Below are 17,267 nucleotides of genomic sequence, written 5' to 3'. Positions count from 1 at the left end.
GTAATATTTATCGAATTCACAACTTGGCCGAGGAAGCTTATGCAGCGTTTTACCCTGCTGGCCGGATTGGCGCTCGCAATGTCGAGCGCCGCCGCCGAGAAAGTCCATGTCACCGTTCGCCTGGCGGCGCCCGATGCGCTGGAGGTCAGCTACGCCCTGCCACCCACTTGCACCCGGATCGCTTTCCTCAAGAACGGCGCCGGCCCAGCCGAGATTCGTTCGCACTGGCGCCCCGTCGACGCCTGCGGCAAAGCCAGCGGCGAGGCGCTGGTGCGCGGCGCAAAAAGCTGCAAAGTGCTCGCCTTCCGCGTGCCGGCTACCAGCAATAAGGTCGAGGGTTACCCAGGCTCCTTCCCGACTGGCCAAGGCATTTACGCGCATATGTCGAACTATGCGGTAGGCGAAGATTGCGGCCCAACCAGTTACAAATTTGCAGGCCCGGGCAGCATCCTGACCGGCTTGGCACGGCATGAAGACACTGCGCCCGCCCATGCGGACGCTCCGGCCTTGCTGTTCCCCGCCCGCTTGCCGAAAGGCGGCACCAGCCTCGATTACTACGATCCGGCGCTGCCGCCTGCCACGGTAGCCCAGTTGCGGGAACGCGCCGAACGCACCGCCAGCTGGCTGCAAAACCGCATGCCTGGTGCACAGTTCAAAAGACCGATCATCGCTGCCACCATGGCAAAAGAATCCGGTGGTCCGAATATTGGCGGCAGCGCCGGCGATATGCTCCACCTCGCACTTTTCAACTGGCCCGCCGAACCATCGCCGGAAGTGTCCCGCCTCGCCAACAAGCTGGTGGCGCACGAAATGAGCCACCGGTTCCAGATCCGCGACGCGGTGGACATCTACGACGATTCGCGCCTGATAAACGAAGGTATCGGAGAGTTCCTGCGCTGGCTGGTATCCCTGCATGAAGGCTGGCTGACGCCGCAGGATGCAGCGGGCGAGTTGGACGATGCGCTTGCCGCCTGCATGCTCATCACCGACGACCGGCGCTGGCGCGCCATCCCGGCGGCGGAGATTGGCGGCAACCGCCTGGAATATGAATGCGGACTTCCCGCGTTCGTTTACGCCATGGCTGCACGCCAGGGAAAAGGGGATTCCGTTGCACGCATCGACGACTTCTATCGCCAGCTTCGCAAGGGAGGCAAGCCCGATCTTGCGCAGGCGATGGAATGCGGCGGCCAGCCGTGCAAACCGAAGGTACTGCCAGCGGTGCTGGAGGGAGGCCGGCCCATGCGCGAGGAGTGGGCAAGTGCATTGGAAGACACCGCACTGGCGAAACCAATCGCGCCGACGCAGCGCCATACAGATGCAATGATGCTGCGCGCGCTGACCAAGCTGGTACGCGCAGACTGCCAGGGCAGGCGCAGCATGACGCCAGCCGGCGCCAGCGTGCTGGTCGATACGCTGCCTTCCTGCGCGACGCTGCGCAAGGACGTGGAGGTGGTGCAGGTGGAAGGCTTGCCGTTGTTTGGCGGCAGGCAGGCGCTGCCTGCCATGACACAGGCATGCACGGCGCGGCGGGAAGTGGTTCTGGGCCTCAAGGATGGTTCAGTGCTGGCAGTGCCATGCCGTGAGGTTTACCAGCCCGGTACGCGCATGTATGCCGCGGATATCGGCAAGATCATGCGCGCGCTGGGCGTGCCCGACGGGCAAGGCAAGCGCTAACGGGCCAGTTTAGGCAGCAGCACCCAGATATTGCCGCGCTGCTTCATGCGGCCGGCAAAATCTGCCGCTTCCGAGCCGAAACCGAAGAACAGGTCGAGGCGGATGGCGCCCTTGATGGCGCCGCCGGTATCCTGCGCCAGCATCAGCCTATGCAGAGGCATCCCGTCAGCGCCAGGCAGAGTGGTATCCAGGTAGATCGGCGCACCCAGTGGAAGCTGGCTGCGGTCGATCGCCACGGAGCGTTGCGGCGTCAATGGCACGTTCAATGTGCCTTTCGGCCCGACTTTTGGGTCCGGCAGCTTTTCTTCCTTGAAGAAGACATAGCTCGGATTGACGTTGAACAGTTCCTGCTGGCGCGTCGGGTGGCCATCGATCCAGGCCTTGATGCCTTGCGCGGTGGCCTGTTCCAGGGTCAGTTCGCCTTTCTGCACCAGCCATTTCCCGATCGACTGGTAAGGACGGCCATTCTGGTCGGCGTAGGCGACCCTGACAGTGTCCCCGTCTGGCAGTTGCACGCGGCCGGAACCCTGCACTTCCAGGAAGAAGGCCTCAACCGAGTCGTCAACCCACAGCAGCTCATTGCCCGGCAAGCCATTGCGGGCAATTTCTTCGCGCGCCGGATAAGGCACAACGCGCTTGCCTTTCAGGCGGCCGCGCACGCGTTTGTTGGCCAACTCGGGGTAGACGGAGCCGACGTCGATGATGACCATATCGTCCGGCACCTTGTACAAGGGCGTCTGGTAAGGTCCGCCCTTCTTGCGGGCGCCGCGCAGCAGCGGCTCGTAATACCCGGTAATCAGGCCGGTGGTGCTGCCGTCCGGCGCGACCACCTGGTGCGGGTCGAAGAAGGACTCGAAGAACAGGCGGATCGCAGCCTGGCTGTTGGCATCCACCGTCCTGGCAATGGCGCAGGGTTCTTTCCAGTCCGCCCCTGTCAGCTTGGAGCATGACAGCATGAAGGCTGGCCATGCGGCGCGCAGGTCGTCGCGCTCCCAACCCGGCAAGTCGGAGAAGCGGGCTGGGATGAATTCGGCCTTGGCAGGCGGCGTCGGAGCTGCCGGAACAGCGGGCTGCGCCGGCGGCTGGACCGGCGTGGCGGGCACGGTTGGCGTGACTGGCGCGGGCTGCGCCGGTTTTGCGGGCGGCGGTGGCGGGGTGACGCAACCTGACAGCGCCAACGCGACGGCGGCAGCGCAAACGGGTAAACTACGGCGTGTCAAAAACATGAGGTGTTATCTATGTGGTATCTGATGCTTGAAGCGCTGGTGGCGCTCTTCCTTCTGGTATTCATCGTCTGGTGGACACTGCCATCCAAGAAAAAGAAGAAGGACGGCGATCGGTAATCAGTGCAGGGTTCGCGGCAGCGACAGCACGAATTCCGGGATTTTAGTCTCAAACTGGTGGCCGTCCTCGGCGACGCAGAAATATTCGCCATACATCGAGCCCTGCGGCGTGCGCAGTTGTGTGCCGCTGGTGTACTCGAAGACTTCACCTGGCGCCAGCAATGGCTGGTGGCCGACGACGCCCAGGCCGCGCACTTCTTCGATATGGTTGTTCGCATCGGTGATCACCCAGTGGCGGGAAATCAGCTGGGCCGGCACCGTGCCGGTGTTCTTGATGGTGATCGTGTAAGTAAACACGAAATTGGTGCGGTCCGGATTGGACTGTTCCGGCAGGTACTGGGTGCGTACCTCGACCGCAAACTCATACTGGGCCATAAGGGTTTCCTTCGTAACAATTGGGCAATTCTAGTCCAAGCAATCGGACAGCGTCCGCACGGCAGCGTAAAATAACGCATCTTTTTTACAGCCGACCAGCCATGACCACTTTCCGTATCGCTCCGAGCATCCTGTCCGCCGACTTCGCCCGCCTGGGTGAAGAGGTTCGCAACGTTGTTGCCGCAGGCGCAGACATCATCCACTTCGATGTCATGGACAACCACTATGTGCCGAACCTGACCGTCGGCCCGCTGGTATGCCAGGCGATCCGCCCGCACGTGCAGGTACCGATCGACGTGCACCTGATGGTCAAGCCGGTCGACCGCATCATCCCCGATTTCGCCAAGGCGGGCGCCAATATCATCACCTTCCACCCGGAAGCATCCGACCACGTCGACCGTTCGCTGCAACTGATCCGCGACAACGGCTGCAAGGCCGGCCTGGTATTCAATCCTGCCACGCCACTGAGCTACCTGGATCACGTGATGGACAAGATCGACATGATCCTGATCATGTCGGTGAACCCGGGCTTCGGTGGCCAGTCCTTCATCCCGCAGGCGCTGAAAAAGATTGCCGAAGCGCGCCGCCGCATCGACGAATCCGGCCGCGACATCATGCTGGAGGTCGATGGCGGCATCAAGATCGACAACATCAAGGCGGCAGCGGAAGCCGGCGCCGACACCTTTGTCGCAGGTTCCGCGATCTTCGGCCAGCCTGACTACAAGGCCGTGATCGACGCCATGCGCGCTCAACTGGCTTCGCTGTAAGAATGGCGGCGGTCCTGCGCGGCGTAAGGGCCGCCATCATTGACCTTGACGGCACCATGCTCGACACGATGCCGGATTTCGAGGTGGCCATCAACCTGATGCGCGAGGAACTGGGCCTGGCCCCTATCGGGGTGGCACAGATCGAGCTGATGGTTGGCAAAGGCTCCGAGAATCTGGTGCGGCGTGTGCTCGCACTGGACTACGATGAAGAAGGCGTTGAACGCCTGTTCGCCCAGGCGATGGAAGCCTACCAGCGCCATTACCTGGCCATCAACGGCCGCCACAGCGAAGTGTATGCCGACGTGGTGGCGGGACTGCAGGCAATGAAGTCCAATGGCTTGCGCCTGGCTTGCGTCACCAACAAGCCGGTCGCTTTCGCCAGACCGCTGCTCGCACTGAAAGGCCTGGACGGCTATTTTGAGGTGCTGTTCGGCGGCGACTCTTTCGAGAAGAAGAAACCCCACCCCATGCCGCTGCAGAAGGCCTGCGAATTTTTCGCCCTGCCTCCCGCGCAGGTAGTGGCGATAGGCGATTCTTCAAACGATGCGGAAGCTGCCCGCGCGGCCGGCTGCCCTGTGCTCACCGTGCCATATGGATATAACCACGGAGTGGGTATACACGAAACAGATTCCGATGGTATAGTTGACACGCTTCTTCATGCAGCTGAACTAATTTCAGGCGCAAACTAGACAAATGTTTCTCAACAAAAGACACAATGTAACCCACCGGGGCTCGATTGAGGCCTGGCTGTGGCGACGCTGGCAATCCTGACCTAGTCCTGATTGCTGTCGGCTCACGCACATGTGTTCCGGCAGGTTTTTTGTAACCTACCCGCCACCACCACATCCACGGCGGAACGGAGAGACACATGACCGAACTCGAATTCAAATCCCTGGCCGCGGAAGGCTACAACCGTATCCCCCTGATCGCGGAAGCTTTCGCCGACCTGGAAACCCCGCTCACCCTGTACCTCAAGCTGGCCCAGACCCAGAACTACGGCAAGAACACTTTCCTGCTGGAGTCGGTGGTGGGCGGCGAGCGCTTCGGACGCTACTCCTTCATCGGCCTGCCGGCCAATACCATCCTGCGCAGCACCGGCAAGCTGACCGAGATCGTCAGGAACGGCGAGGTGATCGAGACCCACGAAGGCAATCCCCTCGAATTCATCGAGCAATACCAGGCGCGCTTCAAGGTAGCCGTGCGTCCCGGCATGCCGCGTTTCTGCGGCGGCCTGGCCGGCTACTTCGGCTACGACGCCGTACGCCATATTGAAAAGACCCTGGCCAGGACGCAGCCGAAGGACGACCTTGGCTTGCCTGAAATCCAGCTGATGGTGACCGAAGAACTGGCCGTGATCGACAACCTGTCCGGCAAGTTGTACCTGATCGTCTACACCGATCCGACACAGGCGGAAGCGTACTCCAAAGCGCGCCAGCGCCTGAAAGACCTGCGCGCCCTGTTGCGCCGCGGCGTCGATGCGCCCGTGACCACGCCTTCCGTACGCACTGAAACCATCCGCGACTTCGCCAAAGAGGATTACCTGAAGGCGGTCGCCAAAGCGCACGAATACATCCTGGCCGGGGACCTGATGCAGGTCCAGATCGGCCAGCGCATCCGCAAGCCTTACGTGGATTCGCCGCTCATGCTGTATCGTTCCCTGCGCTCGCTGAATCCTTCGCCGTACATGTACTTCTACAATTTCGGCGACATGCAGATCGTAGGCGCGTCGCCGGAAATCCTGGTGCGCAACGAGACCCTGCCGGACGGCGAGAAAAAAGTCACGCTGCGCCCGATCGCCGGCACCCGTCCGCGCGGCAATACGCCTGAACGCGATGCGGCACTGGCCGAAGAACTGCTGAACGATCCGAAAGAGATCGCCGAACACGTGATGCTGATCGACCTGGCGCGCAATGACCTGGGCCGCATTTCCGAGACCGGCAGCGTGAAGCTGACCGACAAGATGGTGATCGAGAAATACTCGCACGTACAGCATATCGTCTCCAACGTGGAGGGCAAGCTGAAGAAAGGCATGTCCAACCTGGACGTGCTGCGGGCCACCTTCCCTGCCGGCACACTGACCGGGGCACCGAAAGTGCGCGCCATGGAAATCATCGACGAACTGGAAATCAGCAAGCGCGGCATCTACGGCGGCGCCTGCGGCTACCTGTCGTTCGGCGGCGAAATGGACGTCGCTATTGCGATTCGCACCGGCGTGATCAAGAACGGCATGCTGTACGTGCAGGCCGCCGCCGGCATCGTCGCCGACTCGATACCGGAAATGGAATGGCAGGAAACTGAAAACAAGGCGCGCGCCGTGCTGCGCGCGGCCGAGCAAGTGCAAGATGGCCTGGATGGGGAGTTCTGAAATGCTGCTGATGATCGACAACTACGACTCCTTCACCTACAACATCGTGCAGTATTTCGGTGAACTGGGCGAAGACGTGCGCGTGCACCGCAACGATGAAATCACCATCGCCGAAATCGAAGCATTGAATCCTGACCGCATCTGCATCTCGCCGGGCCCGAAAGACCCGTCGCAGGCGGGCATCTCACTGGAAGTGCTGAAGCACTTCGCGGGCAGGAAGCCTATCCTGGGCGTCTGCCTGGGACACCAGGCCATCGGCGAAGCCTTTGGCGGCAAAGTTATCCGAGCCAAGCAAGTCATGCATGGCAAAACTTCTCTTATCGCGCATACGGGTGTCGGCGTGTTCCTGGGCTTACCCAGCCCGTTCACGGTAATCCGCTACCACTCTTTGGCAATCGAGCGATCCTCGCTGCCTTCCTGCCTGGAAGTCACAGCCTGGACCGACGACGGCGAAATCATGGGCGTGCGGCACAAGGAATACGACATCGAGGGTGTGCAGTTCCACCCTGAGTCCATCCTGTCCGAGCACGGCCACGCCTTGCTGAAGAATTTCCTCGATCGCAAATAAGAGAAGGAAGCATCATGCCTATCACGCATCAAGAAGCACTGGTTCGCTGCATCGAACACCGCGAGATTTTCCACGACGAGATGCTGCACCTGTTCCGCCAGATCATGTCCGGCGAAATGTCGCCTGTGATGATGGCGGCCCTGACCATGGGCCTGCGCGTCAAAAAGGAAACCATCGGCGAGATCACCGCGGCGGCACAAGTCATGCGCGAATTCTCGACCAAGGTACCGATGGCCGACACCACCAACCTGGTGGATATCGTCGGCACCGGCGGCGATGGCGCCCACACCTTCAATATTTCTTCGGCCTCGATGTTTGTCGCCGCCGCCGCTGGTGCGCGCGTAGCCAAGCATGGCGGACGTTCCGTGTCCTCTTCTTCGGGCAGCGCGGACCTGATCGAATCGCTGGGCGCCAATATCAACCTGAAGCCTGAACAAATCGCGCAATCGATCGCGCAGACCGGCATCGGCTTCATGTTCGCACCGAACCATCACGCTGCGATGAAGCACGTGGCGCCGGTGCGCCGTGAGCTGGGCGTGCGTTCGATCTTCAATATCCTTGGCCCGCTGACCAATCCGGCCGGCGCGCCGAATATCCTGATGGGCGTATTCCACCAGGACCTGGTCGGTATCCAGGTGCGCGTGCTGCAGCGCCTGGGCGCGCAGCATGCGGTGGTGGTCTATGGCCGCGACAATATGGATGAAGTGTCGCTGGGCGCGGGCACCATGGTAGGTGAACTGGTCAACGGCGAGATCCGCGAGTACGAGATCCACCCGGAAGATTTCGGCCTGTCGATGATCGCTTCGCGCAACCTCAAGGTGGCCGATGCGGTGGAATCGAAGGCGCGCGTGATGGAATCGCTGCGCGGCGAGCCGGGACCGGCGTCTGACATCGTGGCACTGAACGCGGGCACCGCCCTGTATGCGGCCGGCGTGGCATCGTCCATCGAGGACGGGCTGGCGCGGGCACGGGCGGCTGTGGCGTCCGGCGCTGCCGTCGCCAAGCTGGAACAATTCGTACGCGTGACCCAGGAACTCGGCCGGGAGGGCTAAGCGATGTTCGGCATCCATGACCTGACGCTGTTTGTGATCTCCGGTCTGCTGCTGAACATCATGCCGGGACCGGACTCGTTGCTGATCATGGCGCGTAGCGCCACCCAGGGCTGGCGCGCCGGTTGCGCGGCGGCGCTCGGGATTGGCGCCGGGACCATGCTGCATATCGGCGCGGCTGCCCTTGGCCTGTCGGCGGTACTGGCCACCTCCGCCACCGCTTTCACGGTGGTGAAATGGGTCGGCGCGGCATATATCGTCTGGTGCGGCATCGGCATGCTGCGAGCGCGGCTTACGGCCAGTGAAACCGGCAAACCCGTGCCTGACCCAATGGGGCAGACACTTCCCTACCGGTTTGCGCCGCAGGCGAAACTGCACCACCGCAAAATTTTCGCCCAAGGCTTCCTGACCAATGTGCTGAACCCGAAAGTCGCGCTGTTCTTCCTGGCTTTCGTGCCGCAGTTCATCGACGCCGACGCGGTCAACAAGCCGCTGGCCTTCCTGATCCTTGGCTGCATTTTCAATTTCAACGGCATGCTGTGGTGTAACGGCCTTGCCATCTTCACTGCCTTCGCGAGTGCAAAGCTGAAGGTCAAACCGCTGGTGGCGCTTTGGCTGAACCGCGTGACCGGCGGCCTGTTCATCGCGCTCGGCGCACGCCTGGCCCTGGCCGAACAACATTAAGCATCGCAAAAACTATTCATCATGTCCGACATCCTGAACAAAATCCTGGCCGTGAAGGCCGATGAAGTCGCCGCTGCCAGGAAGCACCGCAGCCTGCAATCCCTGCGCGACGAAGTGGAAGGCGACAAGGAGCTGCGCGCCGGCCTGCGCGGCTTTGAAGCAAGCCTGCGCAAGAAGATCGAGGCCGGCCATGCCGGCGTGATCGCCGAAGTGAAGAAAGCCTCGCCATCGAAAGGCGTGCTGCGTGCTGACTTCCGCCCGGCTGAAATCGCCGAGAGCTACGCCGAAGCCGGCGCCGCCTGCCTGTCGGTGCTGACCGATGTGAACTTCTTCCAGGGTTGCAACGAATACCTGCAGCAGGCGCGCGCCGCATGCGACATACCCGTGCTGCGCAAGGACTTCATGATCGACATCTACCAGATCTACGAAGCCCGCGCGATGGGCGCCGACTGCATCCTGCTGATCGTGTCCGCCCTGGACCACGGCCTGATGGCGGAAATGGAAGCCTGCGCCCACGAACTGGGCATGGACGTGCTGATCGAATCGCATGATGGCGACGAGCTGGGCGCCGCGCTGAAGCTGAAGAGCCGCCTGATCGGCATCAACAACCGCAACCTGCGCACCTTCGACGTCACACTGGACACCACGCTGGACCTGCTGTCGCGCATTCCGCCGGAGCGCATGGTGATCACCGAGTCCGGCATCATGGGCCCGGCCGACGTGCAGCGCATGCGCGAACGCGACGTAAACGCCTTCCTCGTCGGCGAAGCCTTCATGCGCGCCCCCGACCCGGGGGCCGAGCTGCGCAAGCTGTTTAGTTGATCCGGCAACGGTCCGACTTCAGGTTGCCGACCCGGCGCCATTCGGTAAACAGACCCGCCGCCCGCCGGTCAAACATGGTGATGCTTCGGCCGTCGAGACTAAGCTTGAAGGTCTCGATGTGTTCAGCCATGATCCATGGCCGGTCTGGCAGCGGCACCTGCCAGACGAAGTTGCTGTTGCGCACCGCCCATTCGCCCTGCTCCTGCTTCACCTTGTCCTCCTTGCCTTCCAGTGGCACGACAAAGTAAGTGCCGTCATCTTGCATCAGCACCTTGCCATCCGGGCCGAGTTTGCTGGATGACCAGACGCCGACAATGGCGCAAGGCTGCGGGTGGCCGCCGAGCACAGCGTCGATGGTTTGATCCCCCATCCGCTTGCCAGCGCTGAAAAGCCCAAACACGCTGAGCGCCGCAACCCAGCCGATGATGGTCGACGGAAGCAGGCCGGTTTTGCCGCCGCGCAGCCGGACAATATCGTCCTCCGACGGGCCGAACCAGCCGGCACCTACTGCATTCTCGCGCAGCGCCACCTTGCCGCGGCGGATCATGAGGAACAGCACCACGACATTGATCAGCGGGATGATGATGCAGGCCATCGCCAGGATACGCATCACGATGTTGGAACCCGCCCCCTTCGCTACGCGGTAGACGGCTGCCATGGCCAATGCGGTAACGCCCAATGCGAGGATGCCCTTCGGCCAACCCGCCATCTGGCGGAACACGTAGGCTGTGACCAGGTAAAGCACGGTCGCATACACCGCCAGGCGCAGGCTGTCGGCCAGCATGAAGAGCCGCGGGTCGGCGCCGGGGTCCACCGTCGCGGCGTCCGGCTCACGGCGGGAAAATGGCGCCATGGCCGGACTGGCGGCGGCACTGCCGGCAGCCGGCGCGGCAGCAACTGGTTCCAGCGCCAAACCGGCGGCGGCGGGCGCGGCTTTCGCGGCGGCCGGCTTTTGCAGCGACAAGGGGGCAGGTGCAGCGGCCGGCGTGGGCGGCGGCGGCGCGGGGCGCTCGGCCTGTCCCGCTTCCAGCGCCAGCGTAGCGTGGCAGCCAGCGTGCTCTTTCAGTGCCGCGACATACTGCCGGGCCTGCGCGCGCAGCACGCCTTTCTTGACCACCGTCCGGCGGCCGCCAGACAACAGCGCCAGCATTTCGGTCACCGGCTTGCGCATCAGGGCCGCCAGGCGGCTGGCGGCATCACCCAGCTCCACACCGGGCGCCGGGCCTTCCAGCACAACCTGGTAGCGCGGCGGGCGATGTACTTCGCCGGACTGGTTATCCACCACGGTCAGCCCAAGTTCGCTGGCCAGAAACAGCACATGCGGTACGACTTCCTTGCTGCGCCGGGCCAATGTCAGGCGGCCGGCATCGCCGCAGTAATGGCTTTCAGACCAGGGAGAATCGGGGAACAGCGTGGCAAGCGCCTGGTGGAAGCGCTGCAGCAGGGCAGAAGGCGGCTTGTCGCCGGCCTCCTGCCGCAGCTTGTTCATGAAGGGAAAAACGTCGAGATCGGACTCGGGAGCGGCCACTGCGGCCAGTTGAAGCTGGTAGGTCATCCCATCATTCTAATTGAAACCATGCAAATAATTAAACTTAGATTGCATGATTACAACAAAAATTACCTGAGCAGCCCCATTGGGGGCAGCAAGTAACCGCCGATTGCCCCGAGAACCAGCAGCGCCAGCACGATTATGGTCGACGGCAGCATCCCCGCCCGGCCACCCAGTTCCCGCACTTCGTCGGCGTCCAGCAAGGCGTTGCCCGTGGTAAGGCCGTTCGCCCGCAAGACGCCGGCTGCGCGGAAATAGGTCCAGGCCACAAGCAGGTTGCCCAGCCACGGAATCACGGCCAGCAGCGCAAACATCAAGGTGTGCAGCCGGCCGGACCCCATGGCCTGGCCAAAGCGGATGACAGCTACAGCGCCCAGCAGGTTCGCAGCAAGCGCGATCGACACCATGAACGGCGACTTGATCCGAAGCACCACCAGCAGCAAAAGCAGTGCAAAGCTGACCGCGCTCGCAGCGAAAGCCATGCGCTGCGCCTCGGCAGCCTTGAACATCCGCTCGTCAGCCACGATGCCAACAATTTCCGGCTGGTCGAAGCCGGTTGCGGCCTGCGCCTGCGCCATGCGAACCGGCGCCGGCGCCGGCGCGCCCGGCGCCTTCGGCTGGTTCTTGCCGGTCGCTTTGCGCGGTTCGGGCGAGACCGAGGCACGGCAGCTGGCGCGGTCGCGCAAGGCCGTGACATAGACTTCAGCCTGTGCGCGCGTCAGGCCCTTCTTGACCAGGGTGCGGCGGCGCGAATGCAGCAACAGCACCATCTGCGGCAGCGGCTGGTTCATCAGTTCCGCCAGCTGCGTCGCGGCGACATCGACTTGCACGCCTTCCAGCGGCCCCTCCAGCACCACCTGGTATGCCTGCGGGCGATGCACAGCGCCATTTTGCTCATCCACCACCGTCACCCCAAGGTCGCTGGCGATGCGCAGTACGTGAGGAATCACTTCGTCGTGGCGGCGCGCGATTGCTACACTGCCGTAACCGCCCTTGAAGTTCTCGGCCAGGGGGCCATCCGCCCACGGGCAGTGATCAATGCCACGATCCCCGGCGGCATAACTGCTCAGGCAGGGGAACAGCTGCAGGATGGCATCGCGAAAACTCTTCAACTGCTGGGATGGCGCAATGCTGATGGTGGCGCCGGCAATCTGTTCCAGGAATGGGAGCACTTCCGCATCGTTGGCGGGAACTTCGCGCGCGACGATGTGCAGTAGATAAGTCATAAATTAAACGTAGCCAAACTCGTAATGGCTGATGGTAAATTACCGGCGGGCAAATTAATAGTCTTTGCAGCATGAAAACGACAGCCACCAACGCGGCGCCATCCCGCTCGCGAAAGGTGTAGGGCTGCAACGTCGGCGGGCGGGAGCCGGCCCCGTCATTGCCATTCACACAATAGCGGGGGCGCTTCTCAAGCAGTCGGGCGGCGCAAGCTGGTCTTCTGCTGTTCCACTGCGATGCTGATCCCCGGCACGCGGTCGCCTTGCAGGACCACGTCGAAGGCCATCAGCTCGTCGCGCCGGAAGGCATGCACCTGCACCGTGTCGCCAACCTTGTAGCGCGACAGCAGGGCTTCCACATTGGACGGGTTGCCGCTGACGCGCAGGCCGTCGATTGCCACCAGCAGGTCGTTGGCCGACAAGCCGGCCTTTTGCGCGGCCCCGCCATCATGCACGGCGCCCAGCTTGCAATCGGCGCCGTCGCGGCCAAGGTTGACGTCCAGGCCAGGCTTGGATGATTTGCGTTCGTCCTTGTAGCTCACGCCGAACTGCGGCAGCAGCTTGGCCAGTGGCACATCGTCGGTGCCGCGGATGTATTTGTCGAAGAAGGGTTTCAGCGTGAAGCCGGCCACGCTGTCGAACAGCGCTTCCACTTCCTCCGGCGTCACGCCGCGCGGCTTGCCGTTGTAGAAATCGCGGCCGAATTTTTGCCACAGCGCGCGCATGATGTCGTCCAGCGAGCGCTTGCCGCCGGTCTTGGCGCGAATGCTCAAGTCCAGGCCCAGGCCGATCAGCGAGCCCTTGGCGTAATAGCTGACGATGGCGTTCGGCGAGTTCTCGTCCTGGCGGTAGTACTTGCCCCAGGCGTCGAAGCTGGAGTCGGCCACACTCTGCTTGGTGCGGCCGCTGCCGCGCAATACGGCGCCGACGGTCTTGCCCAGCATCTTGAAGTAGCCCTCTTCCGACAGCAGGCCGGCGCGCACCAGCATCAGGTCGTCGTAATAGCTGGTGAAGCCTTCGAACAGCCACAGCAGCGGGGTGTAGTTCTCCACCTGGTAGTCATACGGCGCGAACACCGCCGGCTTGATGCGTTTGACGTTCCAGGTATGGAAGTACTCATGGCTGCACAGCCCGAGGAACTTCATATAGCCTTCGCTCGCTTCCTTGCCTTTGTGCGCGGTGGTCGGCAAGTCGGCGCGGGAGCAGAACAGGGCCGTGGAGGCGCGGTGTTCCAGGCCGCCGTAGCCGTCGCCCACCACCATCGTCATGAACACGTAGCGCTCCATCGGGGCTTTTTTCGTGCGCGGCTCGAAGAAGGCGATTTGCGCCTCACAGATCTGTTTCAGGTCGGCGCAAACGCGGGCGATATCGAGGTTGGGCACGCGGCCGGTGAACACCACGTCGTGCTGCACGCCAAGCGCCTTGAAGCTGGCCATTTCGAACGTGCCCATTTCGACCGGGCTGTCGATCAGCTCATCGTAATCCTGCGCGATATAGGTGCCGAAGCCGTAGCGCCTGGCCTTCAGTTCCTTCAGGGACGTGGCGACGCGCCACCTGGCCGCTGCCTCAAGCGCCGGGCGCTGGATATCGACCACGTGCGGCTCGTCTTCCAGGCCGACGGCGCGCAGGAAGACGCTGGTACCGTTGAAGAAGCCGTGGGTCTGGTCGAGGTGGGCAGCGCGCACCGACAGGTCCCAGGCATAGACTTCGTAGTGCACGGTAAGCTTGCCTTTGCACGGAGCGGCTTGCCAGGAGTGCTTGTCGAGCTTGGCCAGTTCGACCGCCTGGCCGCCCGACTCGGCGCGGATCTGCACGATGTTGCGCGAGAATTCGCGGATCATGTAGCTGCCCGGGATCCAGGCCGGCAGCACCAGGACCTGGCCTTCCGGGGCCGGCGCTTCAATGGTCATCGTGACCTGGAACATATGGGTTGCCGGGTCCTGGGCGGCGATGGTGTAGCTGATTTTCCTGTTTTTCATTGGATGTCAGACGGCGTGTCGATGTCCAGCAGGATGCCGGGATCGTCCACCGTCAGTTCGTTAACCGGGTTGTTCTTCAAAATGCTGCGGGCGCCCTGGTCGCCGACCAGCGCCAGCAGGGCATGCAGGTGAACGCGGCCAAAGGCGACCGGGTTGCCGCGCTGGCCCTCGTGCACCGGCGCCGCGATCGCCGCGCCGGGCGCGCCACCGTCGCCCGGCCGCACCGCACGCGCCAACGCGGCCATGGTGGCCGGACGTACATAGGGCATATCGGCCAGCGATATAAGCCAGCCGCCCGCATCCTGCGCATGCTGTACGCCGCACACCAGCGAGGCGGCCATGCCCTCCCCTGCATTTGCGCAGACGACAACGTCGCAGCCCAGGCCGCGCAACAGGCTCGCCGTGGCCGCGTCTTCCGCGCGAACCACCGCAACGACGCGCGGCACGGCGGCCAGCAAGGCGCGGGCACTGGCCACGGCGACCGGCTCGCCATGCGGCAGCGCCTGCAGCAGCTTATAGCGCTCGCCGGTCGGGTCGAAGCGGCTGCCGCGCCCCGCAGCCAGCAAGACGCCCACGACGACGCCATCAGCAGCGCCTGCGCCCATGGCGGCGGCGGATGCGAGGACAGCGGCAGAGGCGGCCACGTGCGAAGCCCGCCTTACGCCTTGGCCAGGTCGAACGGCAGCTTGCGCATACGCTTGCCGGTCAGTCTGAACACTGCGTTGGCAAGGGCCGGCGCCAGCGGCGGCAAGCCAGGCTCGCCCATGCCGGTCGGATTGTCGGTCGAGGCCACGGTAAACACCTCCACCACAGGCATGTCCGTCATGCGCGCCACCGTGTAGTCGCTGAAGTTCGACTGCTCGACCACGCCGTCCTTGAGCGTGATCGCAGCGCCGGGCAAGGTCGTGCCCAGACCCATCAACGCAGCGCCCTGCACCTGCGCTTCGATGGTCATCGGGTTCACCGCCAGGTTGCAGTGCACGCCGGCAGTCACCCTATGCAGCTTGGGCTGGCCATTCTTCATGGATGCCACCACCACGTACGCTACCGAAGTTTCAAACGATTCGTGCAGCGCCACGCCCCAAGCCTGGCCTTTGGGCAGCCTGGTCTTGCCATAGCCCGACTTTTCCACCGCCAGGTTCAGCGCCGCCAACTGGCGTGCATGCTTTGGATCGATCAGCTTGCGGCGGTATTCCACCGGATCCATTTTGGCGACATGCGCCGCTTCATCGATCAGGGTCTCCATTACGAAGGCGGTGTGGGTCGAGCCCACCGAGCGCCACCACAGCACCGGCACATTGGCCTTCACGTTATGCACGCTCAGGTTCATCGGCACCGAATACGGATCGCCCATGCCCTCGACCATGGTCGCGTCCACGCCTTCCTTCACCATCATTGGCTCGAACGGCGTACCGGTGATGATGGACTGGCCAACGATCACGTGGTTCCAGCCAACGATATTGCCCTTGGCATCGAAGCCGATATCGGCCTGGTGCACATGGGACGGACGGTAGTAGCCGCCCCTGATATCGTCTTCGCGGCTCCAGACCAGCTTGAGCGGGCCCTTGCCCCATGCCCTGGCCACGTTCACCGCTTCCACAATGTAGTCGGAAGTCGGCACCGCGCGGCGGCCGAAACCGCCGCCTGCCATCATGGTGTGCAGGGTGACCTTGTCCGGCGTCAGGCCGGCCGCCTTGGCGGCAGCGGCGGCATCCAGGGTCTGGAACTGGCTGCCCGCCCAGATGGTGCAGGAATCGCCCTTCAAATCCACCACGCAGTTCAGCGGCTCCATCGGCGCATGCGCCAGGTAAGGAAATTCATAGGTGGCGCTGATCTTCTTCGGCGCCTTGGCGATGGCCGCGATTTCGGCCTTCTTCACCGGCCTGCCGGCCTTTTTCGCCAATGTCTTATACTCGGCGATCTGCTTCTTGCTGCTGATCTTTTCCAGGCCGTCGGTATCCCACTCGACCGCCAGCGCCTCGCGGCCCTGTTTGGCGGGCCAGTAGCCGTTCGCCACCACGGCCAGGCCGCTGCCGCCACGGTCGGTATCGACCTTGATGACATCGATCACGCCCGGAATCGCCTTGGCCCTTGAGGCATCGAACTTCTTCACCTTGCCACCGAAAACAGGCGGGCGCGCCACCAGCGCCACCTTGGTGCCTTCCGGCTTGAAGTCCATGCCGAACTGCTGGGCGCCGGTCGACTTGGCACGCGCGTCAAGGCGCGGCGTCGGCTTGCCGATTATGGTGAAGTCCTTCTGGTCTTTCAGTTTGACTTCCTTCGGCACCGGCTGCTTCATCGCCGCATCGGCCATGGCGCCGTAAGTCGCGCTCTGGCCGGACGGGCCGCTCAGCATGCCCTTGGAAGCACGCACCTGCGAGACTGGCACCTTCCACTGCTCCGCCGCGGCGGCGACAAGCATGGCGCGCGCACGGGCGCCGATTTCGCGGTGCTGCTGCCAGGAGTGCTTGACGGCGGTCGAGCCGCCCGTCATCTGGATGCCGAAGTTGGGGTCTTTGTATGCTTCGCCGGCGGGCGCCAGCGAGGAGCGCACCTGCGACCAGTCCGCATCGAGCTCCTCTGCAATCAGCATCGGCAGGGCGGTGTGCACGCCCTGGCCGAATTCGAGGCGGTTGACCTGGATGGTCACAGTGTTGTCGGGTGCGATATGCAGGAAGGCGTTGGGCGCCACCGGCGGCCTGGCCGGCGCGTCGGCAGCCAGCGCGCGGGCAAAGCGTCCGCCGCTGGCCACATAGAAGCCGAGAATCAGGCCGCTGCCGGCCTTCAGGAAAGTACGGCGCGACACCCCTTCGCTTGCCACGCCGTCCGCTTGAGCTGCCATGAACCATTCTTTGCGCATGGCGGCCTC

15 protein-coding genes are annotated in these 17,267 nt (G+C 63.2%); 8 read left to right on the top strand and 7 right to left on the bottom strand.

Features of this window, described 5'->3' with window-relative positions; all coding sequences use genetic code 11:
* Nucleotides 1-39 precede the first annotated feature (39 nt).
* Nucleotides 40-1,674, top strand: coding sequence for a hypothetical protein (locus ACWBU6_RS05635; protein ID WP_452647859.1), 1,635 nt, complete (start codon nucleotides 40-42; stop codon nucleotides 1,672-1,674).
* Here the strand turns inward: ACWBU6_RS05635 and mltA are convergent.
* Both mltA and apaG read right to left on the bottom strand, forming a co-directional pair.
* Nucleotides 1,671-2,900, bottom strand: coding sequence for a murein transglycosylase A (gene mltA / locus ACWBU6_RS05630; RefSeq protein WP_452647858.1), 1,230 nt, complete (start codon nucleotides 2,898-2,900; stop codon nucleotides 1,671-1,673). The two genes, ACWBU6_RS05635 and mltA, sit on opposite strands and share 4 nt — an antisense overlap.
* Before the next feature lie 117 nt (nucleotides 2,901-3,017).
* The gene (apaG, locus tag ACWBU6_RS05625) at nucleotides 3,018-3,392 is read right to left on the bottom strand and encodes a Co2+/Mg2+ efflux protein ApaG (protein ID WP_342115459.1); all 375 of its coding nucleotides are present in this window, start codon (nucleotides 3,390-3,392) and stop codon (nucleotides 3,018-3,020) included.
* 101 nt (nucleotides 3,393-3,493) lie between these two features.
* Between apaG and rpe the strand changes: the two genes are divergently transcribed.
* From rpe to trpC, 7 genes are all read left to right on the top strand, one after another.
* Nucleotides 3,494-4,159 (top strand): ribulose-phosphate 3-epimerase, encoded by a 666-nt coding sequence (rpe, locus tag ACWBU6_RS05620; protein WP_452647857.1) that lies wholly within the window; start codon nucleotides 3,494-3,496, stop codon nucleotides 4,157-4,159.
* Between the two features lie 2 nt (nucleotides 4,160-4,161).
* On the top strand, nucleotides 4,162-4,848 hold the full coding sequence (locus ACWBU6_RS05615) for a phosphoglycolate phosphatase (protein ID WP_452647856.1): 687 nt from the start codon (nucleotides 4,162-4,164) through the stop codon (nucleotides 4,846-4,848).
* Between the two features lie 179 nt (nucleotides 4,849-5,027).
* Nucleotides 5,028-6,524: an anthranilate synthase component I gene (trpE, locus tag ACWBU6_RS05610; RefSeq protein ID WP_452647855.1), complete on the top strand. Its 1,497-nt coding sequence runs from the start codon at nucleotides 5,028-5,030 to the stop codon at nucleotides 6,522-6,524.
* Nucleotide 6,525: 1 nt separating this feature from the next.
* Entirely contained in the window at nucleotides 6,526-7,092 is a 567-nt protein-coding gene (locus ACWBU6_RS05605; protein WP_452647854.1) for an anthranilate synthase component II, read from the top strand.
* A gap of 14 nt (nucleotides 7,093-7,106) precedes the next feature.
* Nucleotides 7,107-8,144, top strand: coding sequence for an anthranilate phosphoribosyltransferase (trpD, locus tag ACWBU6_RS05600; RefSeq protein WP_452647853.1), 1,038 nt, complete (start codon nucleotides 7,107-7,109; stop codon nucleotides 8,142-8,144).
* Nucleotides 8,145-8,147: 3 nt separating this feature from the next.
* A complete protein-coding gene (locus ACWBU6_RS05595; protein ID WP_452647852.1) occupies nucleotides 8,148-8,825 on the top strand; it encodes a LysE family translocator in 678 nt (225 codons plus the stop codon).
* A gap of 21 nt (nucleotides 8,826-8,846) precedes the next feature.
* Nucleotides 8,847-9,647 carry an indole-3-glycerol phosphate synthase TrpC gene (gene trpC, locus ACWBU6_RS05590; RefSeq protein ID WP_452647851.1) on the top strand — a complete coding sequence of 267 codons (801 nt, stop codon included), beginning with the start codon at nucleotides 8,847-8,849 and terminating at the stop codon, nucleotides 9,645-9,647.
* Here trpC and ACWBU6_RS05585 read toward each other — a convergent pair.
* From ACWBU6_RS05585 to ACWBU6_RS05565, 5 genes are all read right to left on the bottom strand, one after another.
* Nucleotides 9,640-11,202 (bottom strand): hypothetical protein, encoded by a 1,563-nt coding sequence (locus tag ACWBU6_RS05585; RefSeq protein ID WP_452647850.1) that lies wholly within the window; start codon nucleotides 11,200-11,202, stop codon nucleotides 9,640-9,642. The two genes, trpC and ACWBU6_RS05585, sit on opposite strands and share 8 nt — an antisense overlap.
* Nucleotides 11,203-11,264: 62 nt before the next feature.
* Nucleotides 11,265-12,422, bottom strand: a complete 1,158-nt coding sequence (locus ACWBU6_RS05580) for a hypothetical protein (RefSeq protein WP_452647849.1) — start codon at nucleotides 12,420-12,422, stop codon at nucleotides 11,265-11,267.
* A 188-nt stretch (nucleotides 12,423-12,610) separates the two neighbouring features.
* Complete coding sequence (locus ACWBU6_RS05575) at nucleotides 12,611-14,398, bottom strand: M61 family metallopeptidase (RefSeq protein ID WP_452647848.1); 1,788 nt, start codon at nucleotides 14,396-14,398, stop codon at nucleotides 12,611-12,613.
* A complete protein-coding gene (locus ACWBU6_RS05570; protein WP_452647847.1) occupies nucleotides 14,395-15,042 on the bottom strand; it encodes a nucleotidyltransferase family protein in 648 nt (215 codons plus the stop codon). The genes ACWBU6_RS05575 and ACWBU6_RS05570 overlap by 4 nt, the downstream gene beginning before the upstream one ends.
* 14 nt (nucleotides 15,043-15,056) lie before the next feature.
* The gene (locus ACWBU6_RS05565) at nucleotides 15,057-17,258 is read right to left on the bottom strand and encodes a molybdopterin cofactor-binding domain-containing protein (protein WP_452647846.1); all 2,202 of its coding nucleotides are present in this window, start codon (nucleotides 17,256-17,258) and stop codon (nucleotides 15,057-15,059) included.
* Nucleotides 17,259-17,267 lie beyond the last annotated feature (9 nt).

The organism is Pseudoduganella sp. HUAS MS19, from assembly GCF_053615455.1.
Note: the sequence above shows the minus strand (reverse complement) of the source record. Positions and strands in the feature narration are given on the sequence as shown.

Excerpts from the sequence above, each read along its gene's own strand:
- ACWBU6_RS05635 (WP_452647859.1), top strand. The coding sequence starts at position 40 with ATGCAGCGTTTTACCCTGCTGGCCGGATTGGCGCTCGCAATGTCGAGC.
- mltA (WP_452647858.1), bottom strand. The coding sequence starts at position 2,900 with ATGTTTTTGACACGCCGTAGTTTACCCGTTTGCGCTGCCGCCGTCGCG.
- apaG (WP_342115459.1), bottom strand. The coding sequence starts at position 3,392 with ATGGCCCAGTATGAGTTTGCGGTCGAGGTACGCACCCAGTACCTGCCG.
- rpe (WP_452647857.1), top strand. The coding sequence starts at position 3,494 with ATGACCACTTTCCGTATCGCTCCGAGCATCCTGTCCGCCGACTTCGCC.
- ACWBU6_RS05615 (WP_452647856.1), top strand. The coding sequence starts at position 4,162 with ATGGCGGCGGTCCTGCGCGGCGTAAGGGCCGCCATCATTGACCTTGAC.
- trpE (WP_452647855.1), top strand. The coding sequence starts at position 5,028 with ATGACCGAACTCGAATTCAAATCCCTGGCCGCGGAAGGCTACAACCGT.
- ACWBU6_RS05605 (WP_452647854.1), top strand. The coding sequence starts at position 6,526 with ATGCTGCTGATGATCGACAACTACGACTCCTTCACCTACAACATCGTG.
- trpD (WP_452647853.1), top strand. The coding sequence starts at position 7,107 with ATGCCTATCACGCATCAAGAAGCACTGGTTCGCTGCATCGAACACCGC.
- ACWBU6_RS05595 (WP_452647852.1), top strand. The coding sequence starts at position 8,148 with ATGTTCGGCATCCATGACCTGACGCTGTTTGTGATCTCCGGTCTGCTG.
- trpC (WP_452647851.1), top strand. The coding sequence starts at position 8,847 with ATGTCCGACATCCTGAACAAAATCCTGGCCGTGAAGGCCGATGAAGTC.
- ACWBU6_RS05585 (WP_452647850.1), bottom strand. The coding sequence starts at position 11,202 with ATGACCTACCAGCTTCAACTGGCCGCAGTGGCCGCTCCCGAGTCCGAT.
- ACWBU6_RS05580 (WP_452647849.1), bottom strand. The coding sequence starts at position 12,422 with ATGACTTATCTACTGCACATCGTCGCGCGCGAAGTTCCCGCCAACGAT.
- ACWBU6_RS05575 (WP_452647848.1), bottom strand. The coding sequence starts at position 14,398 with ATGAAAAACAGGAAAATCAGCTACACCATCGCCGCCCAGGACCCGGCA.
- ACWBU6_RS05565 (WP_452647846.1), bottom strand. The coding sequence starts at position 17,258 with ATGCGCAAAGAATGGTTCATGGCAGCTCAAGCGGACGGCGTGGCAAGC.